Origin of the sequence: Saltatorellus ferox (assembly GCA_007751475.1) — a bacterium.
In the GTDB taxonomy this organism is placed as follows: domain Bacteria; phylum Planctomycetota; class UBA1135; order UBA1135.
Genome location: CP036434.1, coordinates 6,845,376 through 6,860,456 on the forward strand (window position 1 = coordinate 6,845,376; position 15,081 = coordinate 6,860,456).

Below are 15,081 nucleotides of genomic sequence, written 5' to 3' on the forward strand. Positions count from 1 at the left end.
ATAGCGTCTCGACGCCATAGGAGGGCGGCACAGCGCCGGAGGAGCGGACCTTGGACGGCCGCGCGTCCGTCGAGCTCGGTTCGCAGGGCCACGAAGAGGAGACTGCGACGGTTCCGCGCTATCGATCTGCGGCAACGAGCGGAACGTCCAGCTCGATGGTCGTTCCGGGCGTCATGTCGAAGGTCTCGTCGAGGACGAGCACCTTGACGGCGAGCGGCTCGGTCATGGGGCTGTCATGACATCACGCGCTGATTTCACTGTCAGGGGCGTTCGATCGTCGCGCCCCGGCAGTCCAAGCGCGGCCCCTGAGGGCGGCTCGCCCGTTTCCAGCGCTTCGGGTAGACGAAAGCCAGTGCGCGCCTTTAGATGAACGCATGTGGCCCGACTCCCGAAAGAGGCGCGCGCTCCTGGCGGGTATCGCTGCCCTTGGTGTTGCGGTCGCGCTGGCTCTCGTGATGCACGAACCAGCCGCGAACACGGCGCCCCTGGCGATCGTCTCCCGCGCCAGCGCTGCGCCCGATGGAGCGCGCGCGGGCGGGCCGCTCGCATCGCTCGCTCCACCCCGCGAGGAAACCATCGGCCCCGGCGCAGGAACGTTCGACTCGGCCACCCGGGCCCACGCGCAGCCGGAGAGACTGACCGATGACGATCACCATGCTGCCGAGTTCACGCTGCACCTCATCGACGGCGGAAGCAGGGAGCCCCTGTCTTTCACGCTCGTCGGCTTTCGCCAGCCCGATCTGACCTGGTCCCGCGCCTTCACCGATGCCGAGGGCCGGGTCCGCGCTCCAGAGCCGCCGCCCTCGAAGGGTCTGGCCATGCGGAGCTATGGCGTGGTGCTCGGCGCGCAAGATGACGACTCTGCGGTGATCGGCTCGGTCTACGAGGTGACGACGCGCTATCTCGTGGCGAGCAAGACGCTGACGGACGCGAGTCCCAAAGGTCTCTTCGGACAGCGGCTCGTGCCCGTCGCCCTGCGTTCGATAGCCGAAGGGATTCAGCATCTGTCGTTCTTCGTCTACGACCCGACGAGCCAGTCTGGGACCAAGACCATCTTCGGCTCCGTCGAGCGAGTTCCAGAGCCGCTGGCGAGCGTGCTCAGCCAGGCCACCCACGTTCTGCAGGTCGACCCCGGACCGCACTCGATCGCGGCTGAACCCGGCGTCGCCCCATGGCTCCAGGCGAACGCGGCCCAGGCGTTCCCGAACCGCCAGATCCATGCGATGGGAATCGCAGACGGCAAGCTCTACCACGCCATGACGGCGGCACGGCAGCTGCCGCGGCCGGGCCAGGAGCCCTTGAAACTCACGATGGCCCCGACCGCGCCGAGCTGGATCCCCATGGCGGAGGTTCAAGCGCAGTACGAGAGCCTGTTGCGCCTCGACCTCGATGAAGCGGCCGTGCCACCGAAATAGCCGCGCGCGGTCGCCCGCGATGGACGGCCCGCCTCCGTGCATTCACGTGACTTCTGCGTGGGCCTGAGGCAGCGCGGAGACCACCGCGCGAAAGACGGGCGTACGCCGCAACCGCTGCGGCTTGCGGCGCGTACACAGGGCACCGTGAAAAAGCTCCGCGTCATCGCCGCCGTTCTGCTGTCGATCCCGCTCATTGGATCGACGCTGAATCACCTCTTCCACTTCACCGAGCCGCCGCTCGACGATGGTTCCAGCGGTGCGGCGATGTGGGCGATCATTCGCGATGATGGGCTCATGGACTGGCTGGCGGCCGGGCATCTCGTGCTCGGGCTCCTGCTCCTCGTTCCGCGCACTCGATTCGCGGCGGGCCTGCTCCAGCTCCCCATCACCCTCGGCATCGTGGCCTTCAACGTGACCATGTTCCCGAAGGGCGTTCCGCTCGCGCTGGCGATGCTCGTTCTGAACCTCGGGGTCGTGGCGAATCGCCAGGCGATCGGTCGCCTGCTCGCGCCCCTGCCCTCAGGAGAGTGAGATCGCCACGACGGCCGAACTCATGGCGAGCATGAGGAACGCGGGCACGGATTTCTTGGGCGGGTCGCCGACCTTGACGTGCATCGCGAGCGCCCCGAGCATCAAAAGGACGAGGACAGCAGCGGCGGGGAGAACGAGGCTCGGTACCCAGATGCCTACGAGGAGAGCGATCGCGCACGAGACCTTGAGGAACCCGACGAGATAGAAGATCCCGTCCGAAAGGCCATAGGCGTGGAACTCTTCCTTCAGTGAATTCGCAGAGCCGCCGCGGTAGGCCGTCCCGCTGCCTGCGCGGACAAGCCACACGTTGAGGAGGCCGAGGCTGAGGATCACCTGGAGAATGAGGGAGAGAGTATGCGTCATGGGGTCTACTTTGGTTCGGAATGCGGAGCTTGGATGTTCGCGCTCACTCGACACCTGGACGCAGGTCCATGCCCTTCTCCAGCGCGCCACCCCACTATGCAAATCGCTTTCGAAGTCTGCCGTGCGATCTCAGCCCTCGCCTTCGTGGGCTACGGTGTCGCATGCCTGGGGACACAGCATATGGTCGCAGAGTTCGATCGCTTCGGACTCAGCCAATTCCGAAAGCTCGTCGGCGCCCTGGAACTGCTGGGAGGCCTCGGGCTGGTGGCGGGTTACTTCTATCGCCCCCTTCTCCTGATCTCGGCGGGCGGCCTGACCTTGCTGATGCTGCTGGGCGTCTGGACGCGGATTCGGATCCGCGACTCCGTGATCGAGACCCTGCCAGCGGCCGCCTTCCTCGGACTCAACTTCTTCGTGTTCTGGTACGCCGTCTTCTGAAGTCATGGCTGTGACCCACCGCCCAGGTGTAGCCGAGGGAGAGCTCCATGACTCCCGCCCATTTGTCACGCCACTCCCCATGCTCCGCGTCGCCGTTCTCCTCCTCGCTGGCTTCATCGGTACGGGCCAAGCGCTGGCCCAGCGAATCTGGGTCGACGCCGTTGACGGCAGCGACAGCAACGATGGAGGATCGGTCGGGCGGGAGGCAAAGCTGCGGTCCCAGCCCGAAGCGGACCTTCAAAGCGGCTCGTAACATTCGCCGGCGCGGATGCGCGTCGAGCCTTCGCAGTTCTTGCTCAGGCTCGCACTCCTTCCGGAAGAACTCCTTCATCAGGGCAACGCTCTGATAGCCGACCGCGCGACGGATCTCCTTTCCGTCGCGCGCGAGCAGGATCAGCGTTGGGTAAGCGCTGACCTGGAGGCGCTCGACGAGCGCTTTCTCCCGGTCACCGTCGAGCTTGACGCAAACGGTCGACCCGGCCGCGTCAACGACATCTTGGGCCACGTAGACGAGCGCGTCCATCTGCTTGCATGGCACGCACCACGTCGTCTCGAAGTCGAGGAAGAGCCGCTGGTCAGCGAGCTTGGCCGCAGTCTGGGCAGCGGCAAAGTCGTGCGAAAACGCCAGGGGAGTATCGGCCCGCTTCGCCCGCCTGTCCGCCGCAAGCCGGTCGCGGGCCTCCATTTCCTCGGTGCGACTCACGCCCGGATCGAAGCGCTGAATCGAAACCAGAAGACCGCTCGGGTGTACGTCCACGAGCTTCCAGGCCTGCTCACCGCACCAGTTGTGGTCGTCGAGGGCGCGGAACGCCGCGTAAGCATGGGCCTCTTCCTCGGTCCTCCCCAGAGCCCAGCGATCATCGGCCCGGTAGATGCTGTCGAGTTCCAGCTCGGCCAGGGTCACCGTGACGGAGCCATCCGCCGACTCGAACTGGCCCTCCATCCAACCGCGTGCGGACCAGCGCAGGATCGGATCCGCGTCGGGCTCGCTCGGGTCGAACACGTGCCAGAGATGAATCGGATAGGGGAGGATCTGAATCAGGTTCTCCTCTTCTCCAATGCGAGCGGGGACCGACACGACGAGATCGAGCATCGCTCCGAAGGACGTCCACACCTTGCCGTTGCGAACCTTGGCATCGGCCTCCATCGTCTCCTCCGCCTGAAAGGTGCCATCGCGGTTCGTATCGATGCGGAGCCGGTCGTGCGCCCCCGAAGGATCGGAGCGGAAGAGAACCAGCTGAACCGGCGCACGCTGGCCACCATTCGAATCGGGCCCGAGGTCGATCACGCCGGTGAGCTCCTCCCCAACGCGCTCGAGCACCCCCTTGGCCGACCAGCCCAGCTGCCCGACGCTCCTCGGCGTGAGATCGACCACATGAAGTTCGTCCGCCGATGCCACGATGGTGAGGCACGCGGTGAGGAAACACCCGCTTCAGAAGATCTGCCCAGCGGATGGTTCTCTGGTCCTTCGACGGCTCCCCCGCACTCTTCGCGGCGTCTTCATCGGCGACTTCGACATCCTTCGGCTCCTTCCGAACCACTACGCGCGGCACGACCTGATCACGCAATGATGAGGCCGGGGCCAGCACTCCCTGATGCGCCTGCTGATGCTCGCGCAGATGCGGCACGATTCTCCCCAGCCGCACGAGGAACTGGTAGGGCGTCATGACGAATCCCTCGGGTCCCATTGCGCCAGGCCTTGCGAGGCAGCCAGGTGACCATGCCATCCGAACGCACCTCGAAGCGCTCTAGCAGCCTGTTGAAAAACAGCGATTCGCGGAGCAGCGCCGTCCGATCCCGACTCTGCGTTGAAGTAACTATCCAAATGGCATCCAACCATGAGGAAGTTACTTCGCCTTGATTCGGAATCGGACGCCACTACTCCACAAACCGCTGTTTCTCAACAGGCTGCTAGGCTGATGGCGGGCCTCTTCACATAGCGGCAGAGCTTCTCCAGTTGCGCCCGCTGGCCGTTCCGGATCAGCGCACGCAACGAGAACCCAGCTGCATTCACCACCAGCGGAGGCGGCACGTGCTGACTCCCCCAACCCGACAATTGGAACGCCCTTTCAAGATCAGGGTCGATGAGGCGCCTCAGCACACGACGAATGCGCTCGATCGCGTCAGCGTGCACACGCTTGACCTCCGCCAACGTCAGAGGATCCGCGGGTAGAAAGACGACAATCATGCCCACCCGAATGGCCCTAACATCCCCTACACTCGTGCGCATGACTGGTCGAATGTGGGCGGCAAGTGGACCAGGAGCGAACCGAGGGCCCTCGAGCCGGGCGAAGGGATCAATTGAGTGACTCTAGGCCCTCATGGAGTTTTGATGAATTTGGAACCGTTGATGCAAAGCTCCGAGGAATGAGTCTTCGGGAGGATCAATGGCTCCTCGTTCGTTGCATCGACAGTGATAGAAGACTCGTAGGTGTAGAGTCCTATCTACGCCAGCACGACGATTCCGTGCTGCAGGTGAGGGCAGGAATCCTCGTTCCGTCGCGTTCCAAAGACTTAGTCGCGACGCTGCTACATGGGTTCGACGAGATCTGGATCGGATCTGGGGAGACAGACTGGAACGTCATTGCTGATGCTCAGCCCATGACGAGTGACGGTACTCGTTTTGCCGGACCTGACGCATTCATCCCACCATCAGAGTCGATCGAAGACTACCTTGAGCCGCTCCAGCTATCCGGAGCCACTCTTGGGATGGGCGACGGAGTCGGGCTAAATTTAGTCCATCAGCGGCTTCCTTGCGGCGGTACCGAGCCGTAGTTACTTCCGCCAACCCTCAGTCTTCACTCCTGAAGTTTGCTCAGTGAGAGTTCTATTGTTTCTCAGGAAGTCAGTGGTGTAAGCGCAGGCTTGAGGCAGGACGAAATTCTAGAGCGGCGAGCGGCCCCCCCCGTGCCCCTGAAGATGTCCGGTGGAGCGTCCATTCCAGAGGAACGGACCGGTCCAGCTTGGAGCGGGTTGCGCGTACAGCGCCGTGCCCACGCTCCGGCTCCGAGACGTTGCTCAAGCTGCTGGAATCGCTCCGGATAGAGATCATCGAATCGATCATCGCGAGCTTTCAGGTCCTCACGAGCGAGTCCAGCTGTGACCCTCCGCTCGGGCGTGGCTAAGGAAGGGCTCCATCACCCTCGCCCATTTGCCATGCCGATCCCGATGCTCCGTCTCGCCGTTCTCCTCCTCGCTGGCTCCATCGCTACAGGCCAGGCCCTCGCCCAGAGAATCTGGGTCGACGCCGTCCACGGCAGCGACAGCAACGATGGCCTCACGCTGGCCACCGCCTTCAAGACGCTCACGAAAGCGATGGAGGGGAGCGACCAGCCGCCTAACCGCCACGTCAACGTGCGACCCGGGATCTACGACGGCTCGAACGGAGAATCGTTCCCCATCGAGATCGGCACCTACCGACGCGTCTTCGGCTCGAACGGCGCGATTATCGACGGAGGAGGAGCGAGCGTCGCCGTGAGAGCGGCTGGATCAGGGTTCTCCCCCCCACAGAAGCTCTATGACTTCGAGATCAGGCATGCAGGCCTGGGACTTGAACTGACGAAGGCTTCTATCTTGACCCAGGGACTCCACGTCCACGATTGCGACATCGGGGTGAGAGGCTCGTACCAGACCACGCTCTCCGGGCCGACCAGCTTGGGCATCAGCAGTAGCCTGATCGAGGACTGCCGCGTGGGCGTCGAGACCTTCGGAAGCACGAGATTCGCCAGCGGGCTGCTCAAGATTCGGAATATCCAAGAAGACGGCCTGCGGATGCACTGGTCCGGCACGACGGCCGGGGCGGGCCTCGCCATGAGCAGGGTCTGCATCGAAGACTGCGGCGACGCCGCCGTCCGCGTGCAACTCGAAGCTCCTGATCCGCTCGACCTGTCGGTGGAAGCGTGCTTGCTCACCGATTGTGGAATCGGACTCGTGCTCGACGACCCGGCCGGGCAAGGACAGTTCGGTGGCTACGTTCGCCGACTCACCCTCGCCTCCCATCGAATCGGACTCACCGCAGCCTATTCCGCGTCATCCACGCTTCGGCTGCGCGGGATTCTCTTGGCCGACAATGTCCTCGATGTCGATGCTGGCACGACGGCGCTCGACATCGAAGACTCACTCCTCGAAGGCGGTCAGTACGCTGGCGCCCCAGGGGTCATCCAGGGCGACCCGAGCTTCGTCCACGCCGCCGGGAAGGACTACGCTCTTCGCGCAGGCAGCCCGGCCATCGACGGCATTCGATCGCAGCCCTACTACCTCTCGATCCCGAGCTTCAACCAGGTGGACACCTCCGACGGTGACCTCGATGCCCGTGTGGGCGACGATATCGGGGCGCTCGAATTCGCGACGCTGCGTGGCTCTGACGTCACCGCCTCCGGTGCGCCCTACGAAGTTCAGGTCTTCGGGAAGCCCGGCACGACCGCGCAACTCTTCACCGCGCGGACGTTCCCTGCGGTCATCGGAACCTACCTCCGCACGCCGTCCGGCCTCCAGGGACTCGACCCGGACACACTGCGCCTGCTCGGTACCGTGACGGTCCCCTCCGGCGGAGCGCCCGGCGTGCTTCAGATCCCGATCTCCAGCGATCCGGCGCTCATCGGCACCTCCCTCTTCCTGCAAGCGGCCCTTCCGAGCTCCGCATCGCCCACGGGAATGGCCTGGAGCAACCGACTTCGGGCGCTGATTCAGGCCCCCTGAACTGGTCCCCTGAACTGGTCCCCTGGCCTGGCCTCCTAACCGAGCCGCTCTCTCCCGCCGTCTTCCTTCACCGGGATCGGCTTGAAGTTCTCGTCGACGGCCACCATCGTCACTTCGGCCTCGGTCACGTACTCGTGATCTCCGCCGCCGAAGCGGCGGCAGGCCCACACCGAGACCTTCACCTTGATCGACGAGCGGCCGATGCGCATCGTCTCCGTGAAGAAGGAAACAAGGTCGCCGACGCGCACGGGCGCCTTGAAGTCGATCTTGTCCATCGACACCGTCACGACCATGCCCGTGTGATGGTGATGGGCCTCGGTCGCGGCCGCGAGGTCGATCTCGGCGAGGATCACGCCGCCGAAGATCGTCCCGACGGCGTTCGTGTCGCGGGGCATCATCACTCGCTTGATCGCGGGGATCTTGTGTCCGGGGAAGGTTTCTTCGTGCGCGGTCATGGGACTCGGGTGGTGAGAGGCGGAAAGAGAGTGGCGAAGCTCAGTTCGCGAGCGAAGCGACGGCCCAGTTCTTGACCCGCAGCCGCAGGTCATCGAGCTTGCCCGTGAAGAAGTGGTCCACGCCGGGCACCTCCTCGACGTGGAACCGGTCGAACAGCTCCGGCATCTGATCGCGCATCACCGCCATCGTCCCGAAGGTGTCGTCGCCCGCCATGAAGATGCCGCCGGGCTGGCGAACCTGGAGGGCGATGCGGCAGTCGTAGGCGATCACGGGGAGCGCGATCAGGGCGACGCGCTCGATCCGGCGGTCGCGCGGGGCGAGGCCCACGACCGTCCGGGATCCGAAGGAGAAACCGGCCGCCCAGAGCGGCACACCCGGCACTTTTTCGCCCAGGAAGGTGAGCGCGGCGGCGAGGTCCTCCTCCTCCGCTCCGTGGCCGTCATGGACGCCTTCGCTCCCTCCGACGCCTCGGAAATTGAAGCGCACGACCGCGAGGCCAGCGTCATGGAGTCCGCGCGCCGTCCGGTGGACGACGTTGTTCCGCATCGTCCCACCGTGCAGCGGATGGGGATGGCAAATGGCGGCGGCTGCGGGCGCGGCGGCGCCTCCTTCGGGCAGCCAGAGCTCGGCTTCGAGCTTTCCGACGGGACCCGGGATCGTGACCTTCTCACTCATGGGCCAGGATTATGGGCCAGCGGCCACCCGGGGAGTACCCTCAGGCGGCGCCAAGTCCAAGTTCCTCCCTGGAGCCTGCGCCGCCTCCACCATGAATCGCGTCATCGCCCTCATCCGCGCCCAGCTCTCCGGGGAAGTCCTCGGCGAGCGCACGCCCGTGGCCGCGCTCGCCATGCAGGCGGTCATCGCCACGCTGCTCTGCCTCTTGGTGCGCGGCGAGGTCGGCGCCTACGGCTACGTGGTCTTCGCCCTCAGCATCCCGCTCGCCCTCACGGCGGTCCCGCTCCTCGGCGAACTCGCGCCGCTCCTGCGCGCCGATCCCGCCGCCGAGTGGGTCGGCGCCCAGCCGGTCAGCCCCCGTGACCTGCGCCTCGCGCGCGTCGGGACCCTGCTCATCATCGTCGGCATGCTCAGCCTCGCCGCCCTGATCCCGGCCGCGCTGCTGGCGCCGGCCGAACTCGGGGCCGCGGGCCGCGCTCTCCTGGTCGTCGCTGGCCTCGTCCAGACCTGGTGCCTCGCGGCCGCGCTCCTCGCGCTCCAGGTGCTCCTCCATCGTCTCCCCGGCCGCGGCGGCGAGAGCTTCCTCGTGCTGCTTCAGACCGCCGTTTTCCTCGCCGTCCTCGTCGGCGCGCTCGTGGGCCTGCGAAGCCTGCCGATCCTGGACCAGCTCACCGGCGCGGAGCCAGGGCTCCTCGCGTTTCCGCCCGCGTGGTTCGCCAGCTTCGCCGCACCCGCGGGCTGGGGCGTGCCCGGCGCCATCGCCGCCACCGTCCTTATCTTTGCGGCCGTCGTCTTCCTCGCAGCACCGTTCCCGCCCGCTCCGCGCGCGCAGTCCACGCACTCGGTGCTGTCGATCCTGCTCACGCCGTTCCGCGGACTCGCGGAACTCGTCTGGGTCCGGAGCGAGGAGCGCGCGCCCTTCTCCTTCGTGTATGACGCGCTGCCCGCCGAGCGTGAGTTCGTCCTCCGCACGTACCCGCTCGTCGCGGCGCCGCTGCTCTTCCTGGCGCTCGGCGCCGACCCCACGAAGGTGGAGGGCGAAGGCCTCTTCGCGCTCCTTCTCTTCGCGCCCGCCGCCTACCTGCCGTTCGTGCTCATGCACGTGCCGACGACAGCCACTCCGGCCGCGCGCTGGATCGTGGACACCGCGCCCATCGATGACCGAACCGAGAACCAGGGCGCGCGCAAGGCGGTCGCGGTGCGCCTGCTCGTACCGCTCTACCTCGGCATCGGCGCCCTCGTCATGACGACCGCCAGCCCCAGCCTGGGCCTTCGCCTCTGGCCGGTGGCGGTCGCCGTCGGCCTGGTCACGCTGCGCATCCTGGTGGCGCGCGGCATGGCGCGTCCGCTCTCGACGCCCGCCAATGACCTGCTCAGTACGTGGAACGAGGGCCTGGGCGGAACGCTCATGACGCTGGCCGTCGTGATGACGCTGATCGCCGTGGCCGCGTGGCGAACGATCCCCTCACCGCTGGTGGGCTGGGCGATCCTGGGCGCAGTCGTCCTCTTCGAACTGACGCTGGGCAATCGGACTTCGAGCCGCGGGCGCCTTGGTGTCGCTGGCGAGTGATCGCTCGATTTCAGTCTGCGTCGAGGGTTCGCTTCTGTGGCTTGGACCTGATCGGGGCCCCGCAGTCCTGGCAGAACCTGGAGTCCTCTTCGTTCAGGTGATCGCAGGCGAGACAGCGCACCATGACGGTGGTCGGGGCCTTAGGCGAACCGGTGGCGCGCGACCCCAGATCGATCCCGGCCTCGTCCAGGCCGTCCTTCAGCATTCCCCCACCCTGGCGACTGAATGGTTCGAGGTCTCGGCGCGCGCGTTCTGGATCCAGGATCACACCTGACCCGGCGAGCCCCTTCGCCCCGATGCCTCGAACGAAGCCTCCCATTATCAGGAGCCCCATCCCGGTAATCGCCCGGACCGCCATCGAAAGGGTGCGATTCTCGAAGTCCGTGAAGTCGCCGAAATTGAGCGCCGACGAGATGAAGGTCGAGAAGAAAAGGAGACCACCCACGACCATCATGGCCATGCCGAGGTAATACGCGCCCTGGCGGCCCTCGGACACACTGCGGCGCCCGGGTTGATTTCGATTCCGCTTCCGCATGACAGCCGATCATACCTGGCCTCGCCCTCCCCGAGCCGGTGTCGGCGAGATAGGGTGGCATGCTGTGATGAACTGGAACCACGTAAGAGGCCCTCTCCTCATGGGCACCATCCTGCATTTGACCTCTTGCTCCAGCGTCCCCTCCCCGCAGGCCGCTCCCTCGCCGCAGTCTGTTCCCTCGCTACAGTCTGCTCCCTCGTTACAATCTGCTCCCTCGTTATGGGCCGCGTCCCCACCAGGGCCTGACTTCCAGGTCGGGCTGATCGCTGACTGCCAGTACTGTGCAGCGGAAGCAGCGGGTCAGCGCTTCTACCAGCGGTCGCCCGAGAAACTCGAGCGCTGCGTCGAGCACTTGAACCGCCTCGATCTCGCCTACGTCATTCACCTGGGAGACTTCATCGATCGCGACTACGAGAGCTTCGATGTGGTCGCGCCGATCTACGCCGGACTCACTTGTCCGAAGCATCACGTCCTGGGAAACCACGACTTCTCGGTCGCGGACGAGCGAAAGGCGGAGGTACCGGGCCGGCTCGACATGCCGGCGCGCTACTACGACTTTGCCGTGGAGGGCTGGCGCTTCATCGTGCTGGATGGGAACGACATCAGCCTGCACGCGTACCCCGAGGGCAGCCCCGAGCACGCTGGTGCCGTCCGGTACCACGCCGCCCACGCTCCGAGCGAGGCGCTCTGGAACGGGGCTGTCGGACCCGACCAGCTCGAGTGGCTGGAGGCCACCCTCCAGCGCGCCACCGGCGCCGGCGAGCGGGTCATCCTCTACTCACACTTCCCGGTGTTCCCCGAGGATGTGCACAACCTCTGGAATGCCGAAGAGCTGCTCGAAGTGATCGACGCCTATCCGTGCGTCGAGGCGTACATCAACGGTCACAACCACGCCGGGAACTACGCGTGGAGAGACGGCGTGCACTACCTGACGCTCAAGGCCATGGTCGACACCTTCGAGTCCTCCTACGCCGTACTCGAGTTCCACGCCAGACACCTCAGCCTCCGAGGCTTCGGGCGGGAGGAGAACCGCGAGTTGACGCTGCGCGGCGGCACCGAACCCGGCGGTATCGCCGGGATCATTGACGGAAGTAGTCGCTGAGCACCGCCACGCCTGGGGCCGGGATCGATTGGACGCCGTCGGCGTAGGGGTTCGTGTCGAAGAGTGGGCTTCCGGGGACGTCGAGGTGAAGCACATCGATGACCCCGCCGCCGGGCGCGAGCGATTCGGGGATCGCCACGAAGAGAAAGCTCGGTGTGCTCGTGTTGCGCGGGACGCTTCCGATCTGGGTCTCGACCCGAACCGTGGCCTTATGGTTGCCTGGGATCGGGACGCCAGCGCTGAACGTGCTGCTGGGTCCGCGGGTTCCACCCAGGTTGCGCTGGTTGTCGAAGGCGAGGTCGACGGGAATACCGGAGAGCGCGCCCGTTCCCTGACCCAAGGACTGCGCGACCTCGAAGACCAGGTCCCTGAGGCCTGGGGTCGACGACTGCCCGAGCACAACGGATCCCGTCTGCGCGCTGCTCAGATGGAGGCGAGAGAGCGCTCCGTCCCCCAGGGATCCGGGGGCCCCGGTGGAGAGGTCGATCGGCCCCTCGTGCGCGATGTACACCGAGGCGTCGAGGTTCAAGGGATCGATCTGAATCGCCTTGGGCGCCTGAAACTGGAACGGCAGAGTGCCGATCACGGTGTCGAATCCCCAGCCATTGACGCCGCCAGGTCCTGACTCGAAGACCGCGCAAGCACCTGCTCGATCGAGTAGGTAGCTGAAGTACACGTCTCGCTGGAAGGAGAAGGCGGTCATCCGCGGGGTCACCGCCAGCTCGAACGGTCCATCCAGGGCCAGGTTCACGGTCTTGCGAACGGCCAGGTTGCCCAGCGAAATGATCGACAGGGAGTTGCCCAGCTCATTGCAGACGAGCAGGTCTTCGTTGGTCGGCTCGAAGGCCAGGCCGCGCGGAGAGTTACCCACCTGGACCTCGCGAATGACCTCGTGGAACTGCGCCGAGGCCGGGTTGATATCGATGAGCGTGACGGCGTCCGCGAGCTGGTCCGTCACCGCGAGCAGGTCGAGATTCGGCCCCACCGCCATGGACACCGGGTCCATCACGGCGATTCGACCGATCACGTGCATAGTGTTCGAGTTCAGCACGACCACCTCGCTTCTAGGCCGGTCGATGACGTACAAGAAGTGCCCCAGCTGCTGGCCGATCTGGAAGGGACGGCAGAGCTGCGAAGTGGTCTGGCCGAAGGAGGGGCCCACGAAGAACTGGTTCTGCTCCAGCGTGAGCAAGCCCGTGGGCGGAGTCTCGGCAACCGGATCGGGGAAGGGATTCCCTGGCACGAGCAGGTTGCTGCCCGTGCCGTCGGCGAGGACGTCGACCGAGGTCGGCTCACTGCTCGCCAGGAACGGAGCCAGGCACAACGGAGGAAAGGTCAAGCGCGGCGGGTTCGGGTGGGGCGCCCACGAGATCAAGTTTTCGTAGCCCGGACTGAACTGGCCCGCGAGCGCCCCTACCTCGGGCTGAATCGTGCTGGGCGCCGCCGGATCGGTCGTGATGGAGAGGATCTTGATCCCGGCCAGGTGGCAGACGTTACCGCCGCCGGATGCGCAGCCAAAGGGAGGCGGCGCGTTGCGGAACACGGCGTCCAGGGCGTGAGCGAGGTGCACGTCCGACACGTCGCTCAGCGTCGGCGCGCCTGCCAGGATGCTGCTCAGGTTGCTGTCCAAGGTCAGCGTGAAGACACCCGCGGAGCCTCCGTCAATGGTGCAGGTACCCGGTGTCAACAGGGGGCGCACGGTCGGGTTCTGCAGGTAGTTGGGGTCGTAGGGAAAACGACTCTCTCCCTCGAGCGGGTACGGCGTGCTCGACACGGGGTTGCCGGTGGACTGACCGAAGCCATTGAGGTCCAGGACCGAAAGCCCCGGAATGGTCCCCCTGCGCCCCACGTAGATCGAATCCGGCGCGACGGGGGCGTTGACGATCCCCACGCCTTCTCCGATCTCGAAGAACGTATTGACGCTACGGGTATTGACGTTGGGCCCGCTCGATTGTCCACCAGACGCCGGGTCCGGGCGATTGGAGAGATCCTCCACCTGACCGGCGGCCAGGGCCACGGACACGGCCGAGTAACCGCCACAGTTCAGCGGTTCGTCGCCTCTCCCCGGAAACGCGAAGCTCGGAATCAGGTCGTAGACCGTGAGATCGAACGGACCGACGGGCCGGACGGTGAACGGAAAGGTGATAGGACCGCTCGCGGGTCCGGCGGTGAGCGATACGGCGCTGGAAGGGAGCGGCAGCCCCTGGCCCTGGATCTGTCCGAGCGAGTACGGCTGAACGGATTCTGTGAACTCCATGCGAACATGTGTGTCGGGCGGAACATCGACGTCCCCGTTGCCCGGCGTGATCAGAGGCGCGTTGACCGGTGGAGGTGTGGACTGGAGCTCAGGGGTCTGAAGATCCGACCCCACTGTCACCGAGGCGAGCAGCGGTTCCCGAAGGGGCACGCCGCTGGCTGCGACGAGCGCCGTGCTCGCCCTGAAGCGAATCGTGACCCCGCCGGGGAACGGATCGAAGGTTGCCAGGTCCGCGTCGTCGTCCGCCACGAAGACCACGGTGCTCGAAGACACGAGCGTCTCACCGTTGAGGAGCGATGAACCGACGCCCGGGAATCCCACCGCCTCCGGGACCGCCGGGTTCGGAACGAGCGCGCCGGTGCCCGAGTCGAACGTGACCCAGGTTTGCAGCGTGGTCTGGCCGCTTTCGAGGATCACGGTCTGGCCACCCACGAACGCGCGCCCGGGTACCTCGAAAGTCGCACCGGTCACGGAATCGATGGCCGTCACCGTGATGGCGCCTTCGAGCCCATTGCCCGTGCCCGTCAGCACGTCCAGTGGATCGATCGCCTCGGAGAAGCTGGCGTACAGGTAGTGATTGCCCGCCGTTCCGTCAGGTGTGATCGCCGCGGTCGGAAAGGTGACCGTGGGCAGGATCGGGTTGCCGCGGAAGACGTTCTCGCGGATGTCCGCAAGGCTACGAATGGCCACGACATCCGCCGTGCCGGGGCGAAGCACCCGGTGCGGCAACAGCTGACCGAAACCGTTGCTCACCTCGTTCAGGAGTAGCTCTGTGGGCGGGTTCCCCGTCCCCGGGCCTGTGCCCCCTCCTGTGCTGCCGCCGTCGTCGCTGGAGCAGGAAGCCACGGCCAGGAGGGCGAGGAAAAGGAGCGTGCGGGGACTGACAAGAACGGAAGCATGTCGCATGGGAAGCAAAAGGCGAGCCAGGAGGCGAGGCCAGCGATGGCCCTGCATCGGGCCCGTGATCACCGGCGCGGGATGCGCCATCGTCCTACTAGCCATCGCTCACTCAGAGGTTACGACCGACAGCGCCCCGGGACC

At 65.8% G+C, this 15,081-nt stretch carries 13 protein-coding genes; 6 read left to right on the plus strand and 7 right to left on the minus strand.

All coding sequences use genetic code 11. The annotated features are described in order from the left end of the window. Positions 1-374: 374 nt before the first annotated feature. Together Poly30_RS24780 and Poly30_RS24785 are read left to right on the plus strand one after the other, a co-directional pair. Positions 375-1,415 carry a hypothetical protein gene (locus Poly30_RS24780; protein ID WP_145203999.1) on the plus strand — a complete coding sequence of 347 codons (1,041 nt, stop codon included), beginning with the start codon at positions 375-377 and terminating at the stop codon, positions 1,413-1,415. Positions 1,416-1,559: 144 nt separating this feature from the next. After that, entirely contained in the window at positions 1,560-1,946 is a 387-nt protein-coding gene (locus Poly30_RS24785) for a hypothetical protein (protein WP_145204001.1), read from the plus strand. Here Poly30_RS24785 and Poly30_RS24790 read toward each other — a convergent pair. After that, positions 1,935-2,309, minus strand: coding sequence for a DoxX family protein (locus Poly30_RS24790; protein ID WP_145204004.1), 375 nt, complete (start codon positions 2,307-2,309; stop codon positions 1,935-1,937). The two genes, Poly30_RS24785 and Poly30_RS24790, sit on opposite strands and share 12 nt — an antisense overlap. Before the next feature lie 96 nt (positions 2,310-2,405). Between Poly30_RS24790 and Poly30_RS24795 the strand changes: the two genes are divergently transcribed. Continuing rightward, positions 2,406-2,747, plus strand: a complete 342-nt coding sequence (locus tag Poly30_RS24795) for a DoxX family protein (protein ID WP_419190634.1) — start codon at positions 2,406-2,408, stop codon at positions 2,745-2,747. Here the strand turns inward: Poly30_RS24795 and Poly30_RS24800 are convergent. Continuing rightward, entirely contained in the window at positions 2,713-4,146 is a 1,434-nt protein-coding gene (locus Poly30_RS24800) for a thioredoxin family protein (RefSeq protein ID WP_145204010.1), read from the minus strand. The two genes, Poly30_RS24795 and Poly30_RS24800, sit on opposite strands and share 35 nt — an antisense overlap. Before the next feature lie 501 nt (positions 4,147-4,647). Further along, a complete protein-coding gene (locus Poly30_RS24805; protein ID WP_419190635.1) occupies positions 4,648-4,935 on the minus strand; it encodes a hypothetical protein in 288 nt (95 codons plus the stop codon). 968 nt (positions 4,936-5,903) lie between these two features. Between Poly30_RS24805 and Poly30_RS24810 the strand changes: the two genes are divergently transcribed. After that, the gene (locus tag Poly30_RS24810; RefSeq protein WP_145204016.1) at positions 5,904-7,445 is read left to right on the plus strand and encodes a DUF1565 domain-containing protein; all 1,542 of its coding nucleotides are present in this window, start codon (positions 5,904-5,906) and stop codon (positions 7,443-7,445) included. A gap of 35 nt (positions 7,446-7,480) precedes the next feature. Here the strand turns inward: Poly30_RS24810 and Poly30_RS24815 are convergent, their stop codons facing one another. Both Poly30_RS24815 and Poly30_RS24820 read right to left on the minus strand, forming a co-directional pair. Continuing rightward, a complete protein-coding gene (locus Poly30_RS24815; protein WP_419190636.1) occupies positions 7,481-7,900 on the minus strand; it encodes an acyl-CoA thioesterase in 420 nt (139 codons plus the stop codon). 40 nt (positions 7,901-7,940) lie between these two features. Continuing rightward, the gene (locus Poly30_RS24820) at positions 7,941-8,576 is read right to left on the minus strand and encodes an alpha/beta hydrolase (protein ID WP_145204019.1); all 636 of its coding nucleotides are present in this window, start codon (positions 8,574-8,576) and stop codon (positions 7,941-7,943) included. 91 nt (positions 8,577-8,667) lie between these two features. Here Poly30_RS24820 and Poly30_RS24825 point away from each other — a divergent pair, with 91 nt between their 5' ends. Next, positions 8,668-10,146 (plus strand): hypothetical protein, encoded by a 1,479-nt coding sequence (locus Poly30_RS24825; protein ID WP_145204022.1) that lies wholly within the window; start codon positions 8,668-8,670, stop codon positions 10,144-10,146. A gap of 10 nt (positions 10,147-10,156) precedes the next feature. Here Poly30_RS24825 and Poly30_RS24830 read toward each other — a convergent pair whose 3' ends face one another. Next, positions 10,157-10,681: a zinc ribbon domain-containing protein gene (locus Poly30_RS24830; protein WP_145204025.1), complete on the minus strand. Its 525-nt coding sequence runs from the start codon at positions 10,679-10,681 to the stop codon at positions 10,157-10,159. A 100-nt stretch (positions 10,682-10,781) separates the two neighbouring features. On the opposite strand from Poly30_RS24830, the gene Poly30_RS24835 reads away from it, so the two are divergent. After that, complete coding sequence (locus Poly30_RS24835) at positions 10,782-11,783, plus strand: metallophosphoesterase (RefSeq protein WP_419191387.1); 1,002 nt, start codon at positions 10,782-10,784, stop codon at positions 11,781-11,783. Here Poly30_RS24835 and Poly30_RS24840 read toward each other — a convergent pair. Beyond that, on the minus strand, positions 11,761-14,946 hold the full coding sequence (locus Poly30_RS24840; protein WP_145204032.1) for a YncE family protein: 3,186 nt from the start codon (positions 14,944-14,946) through the stop codon (positions 11,761-11,763). The genes Poly30_RS24835 and Poly30_RS24840 overlap by 23 nt on opposite strands. Positions 14,947-15,081: the final 135 nt, after the last annotated feature.

Coding starts and splice junctions, on each gene's coding strand:
- Poly30_RS24780 (WP_145203999.1), top strand. CDS start 375: ATGTGGCCCGACTCCCGAAAGAGGCGCGCGCTCCTGGCGGGTATCGCT.
- Poly30_RS24820 (WP_145204019.1), bottom strand. CDS start 8,576: ATGAGTGAGAAGGTCACGATCCCGGGTCCCGTCGGAAAGCTCGAAGCC.
- Poly30_RS24830 (WP_145204025.1), bottom strand. CDS start 10,681: ATGCGGAAGCGGAATCGAAATCAACCCGGGCGCCGCAGTGTGTCCGAG.
- Poly30_RS24810 (WP_145204016.1), top strand. CDS start 5,904: ATGCCGATCCCGATGCTCCGTCTCGCCGTTCTCCTCCTCGCTGGCTCC.
- Poly30_RS24805 (WP_419190635.1), bottom strand. CDS start 4,935: ATGATTGTCGTCTTTCTACCCGCGGATCCTCTGACGTTGGCGGAGGTC.
- Poly30_RS24835 (WP_419191387.1), top strand. CDS start 10,782: ATGGGCACCATCCTGCATTTGACCTCTTGCTCCAGCGTCCCCTCCCCG.
- Poly30_RS24795 (WP_419190634.1), top strand. CDS start 2,406: ATGCAAATCGCTTTCGAAGTCTGCCGTGCGATCTCAGCCCTCGCCTTC.
- Poly30_RS24815 (WP_419190636.1), bottom strand. CDS start 7,900: ATGACCGCGCACGAAGAAACCTTCCCCGGACACAAGATCCCCGCGATC.
- Poly30_RS24825 (WP_145204022.1), top strand. CDS start 8,668: ATGAATCGCGTCATCGCCCTCATCCGCGCCCAGCTCTCCGGGGAAGTC.
- Poly30_RS24790 (WP_145204004.1), bottom strand. CDS start 2,309: ATGACGCATACTCTCTCCCTCATTCTCCAGGTGATCCTCAGCCTCGGC.
- Poly30_RS24840 (WP_145204032.1), bottom strand. CDS start 14,946: ATGCGACATGCTTCCGTTCTTGTCAGTCCCCGCACGCTCCTTTTCCTC.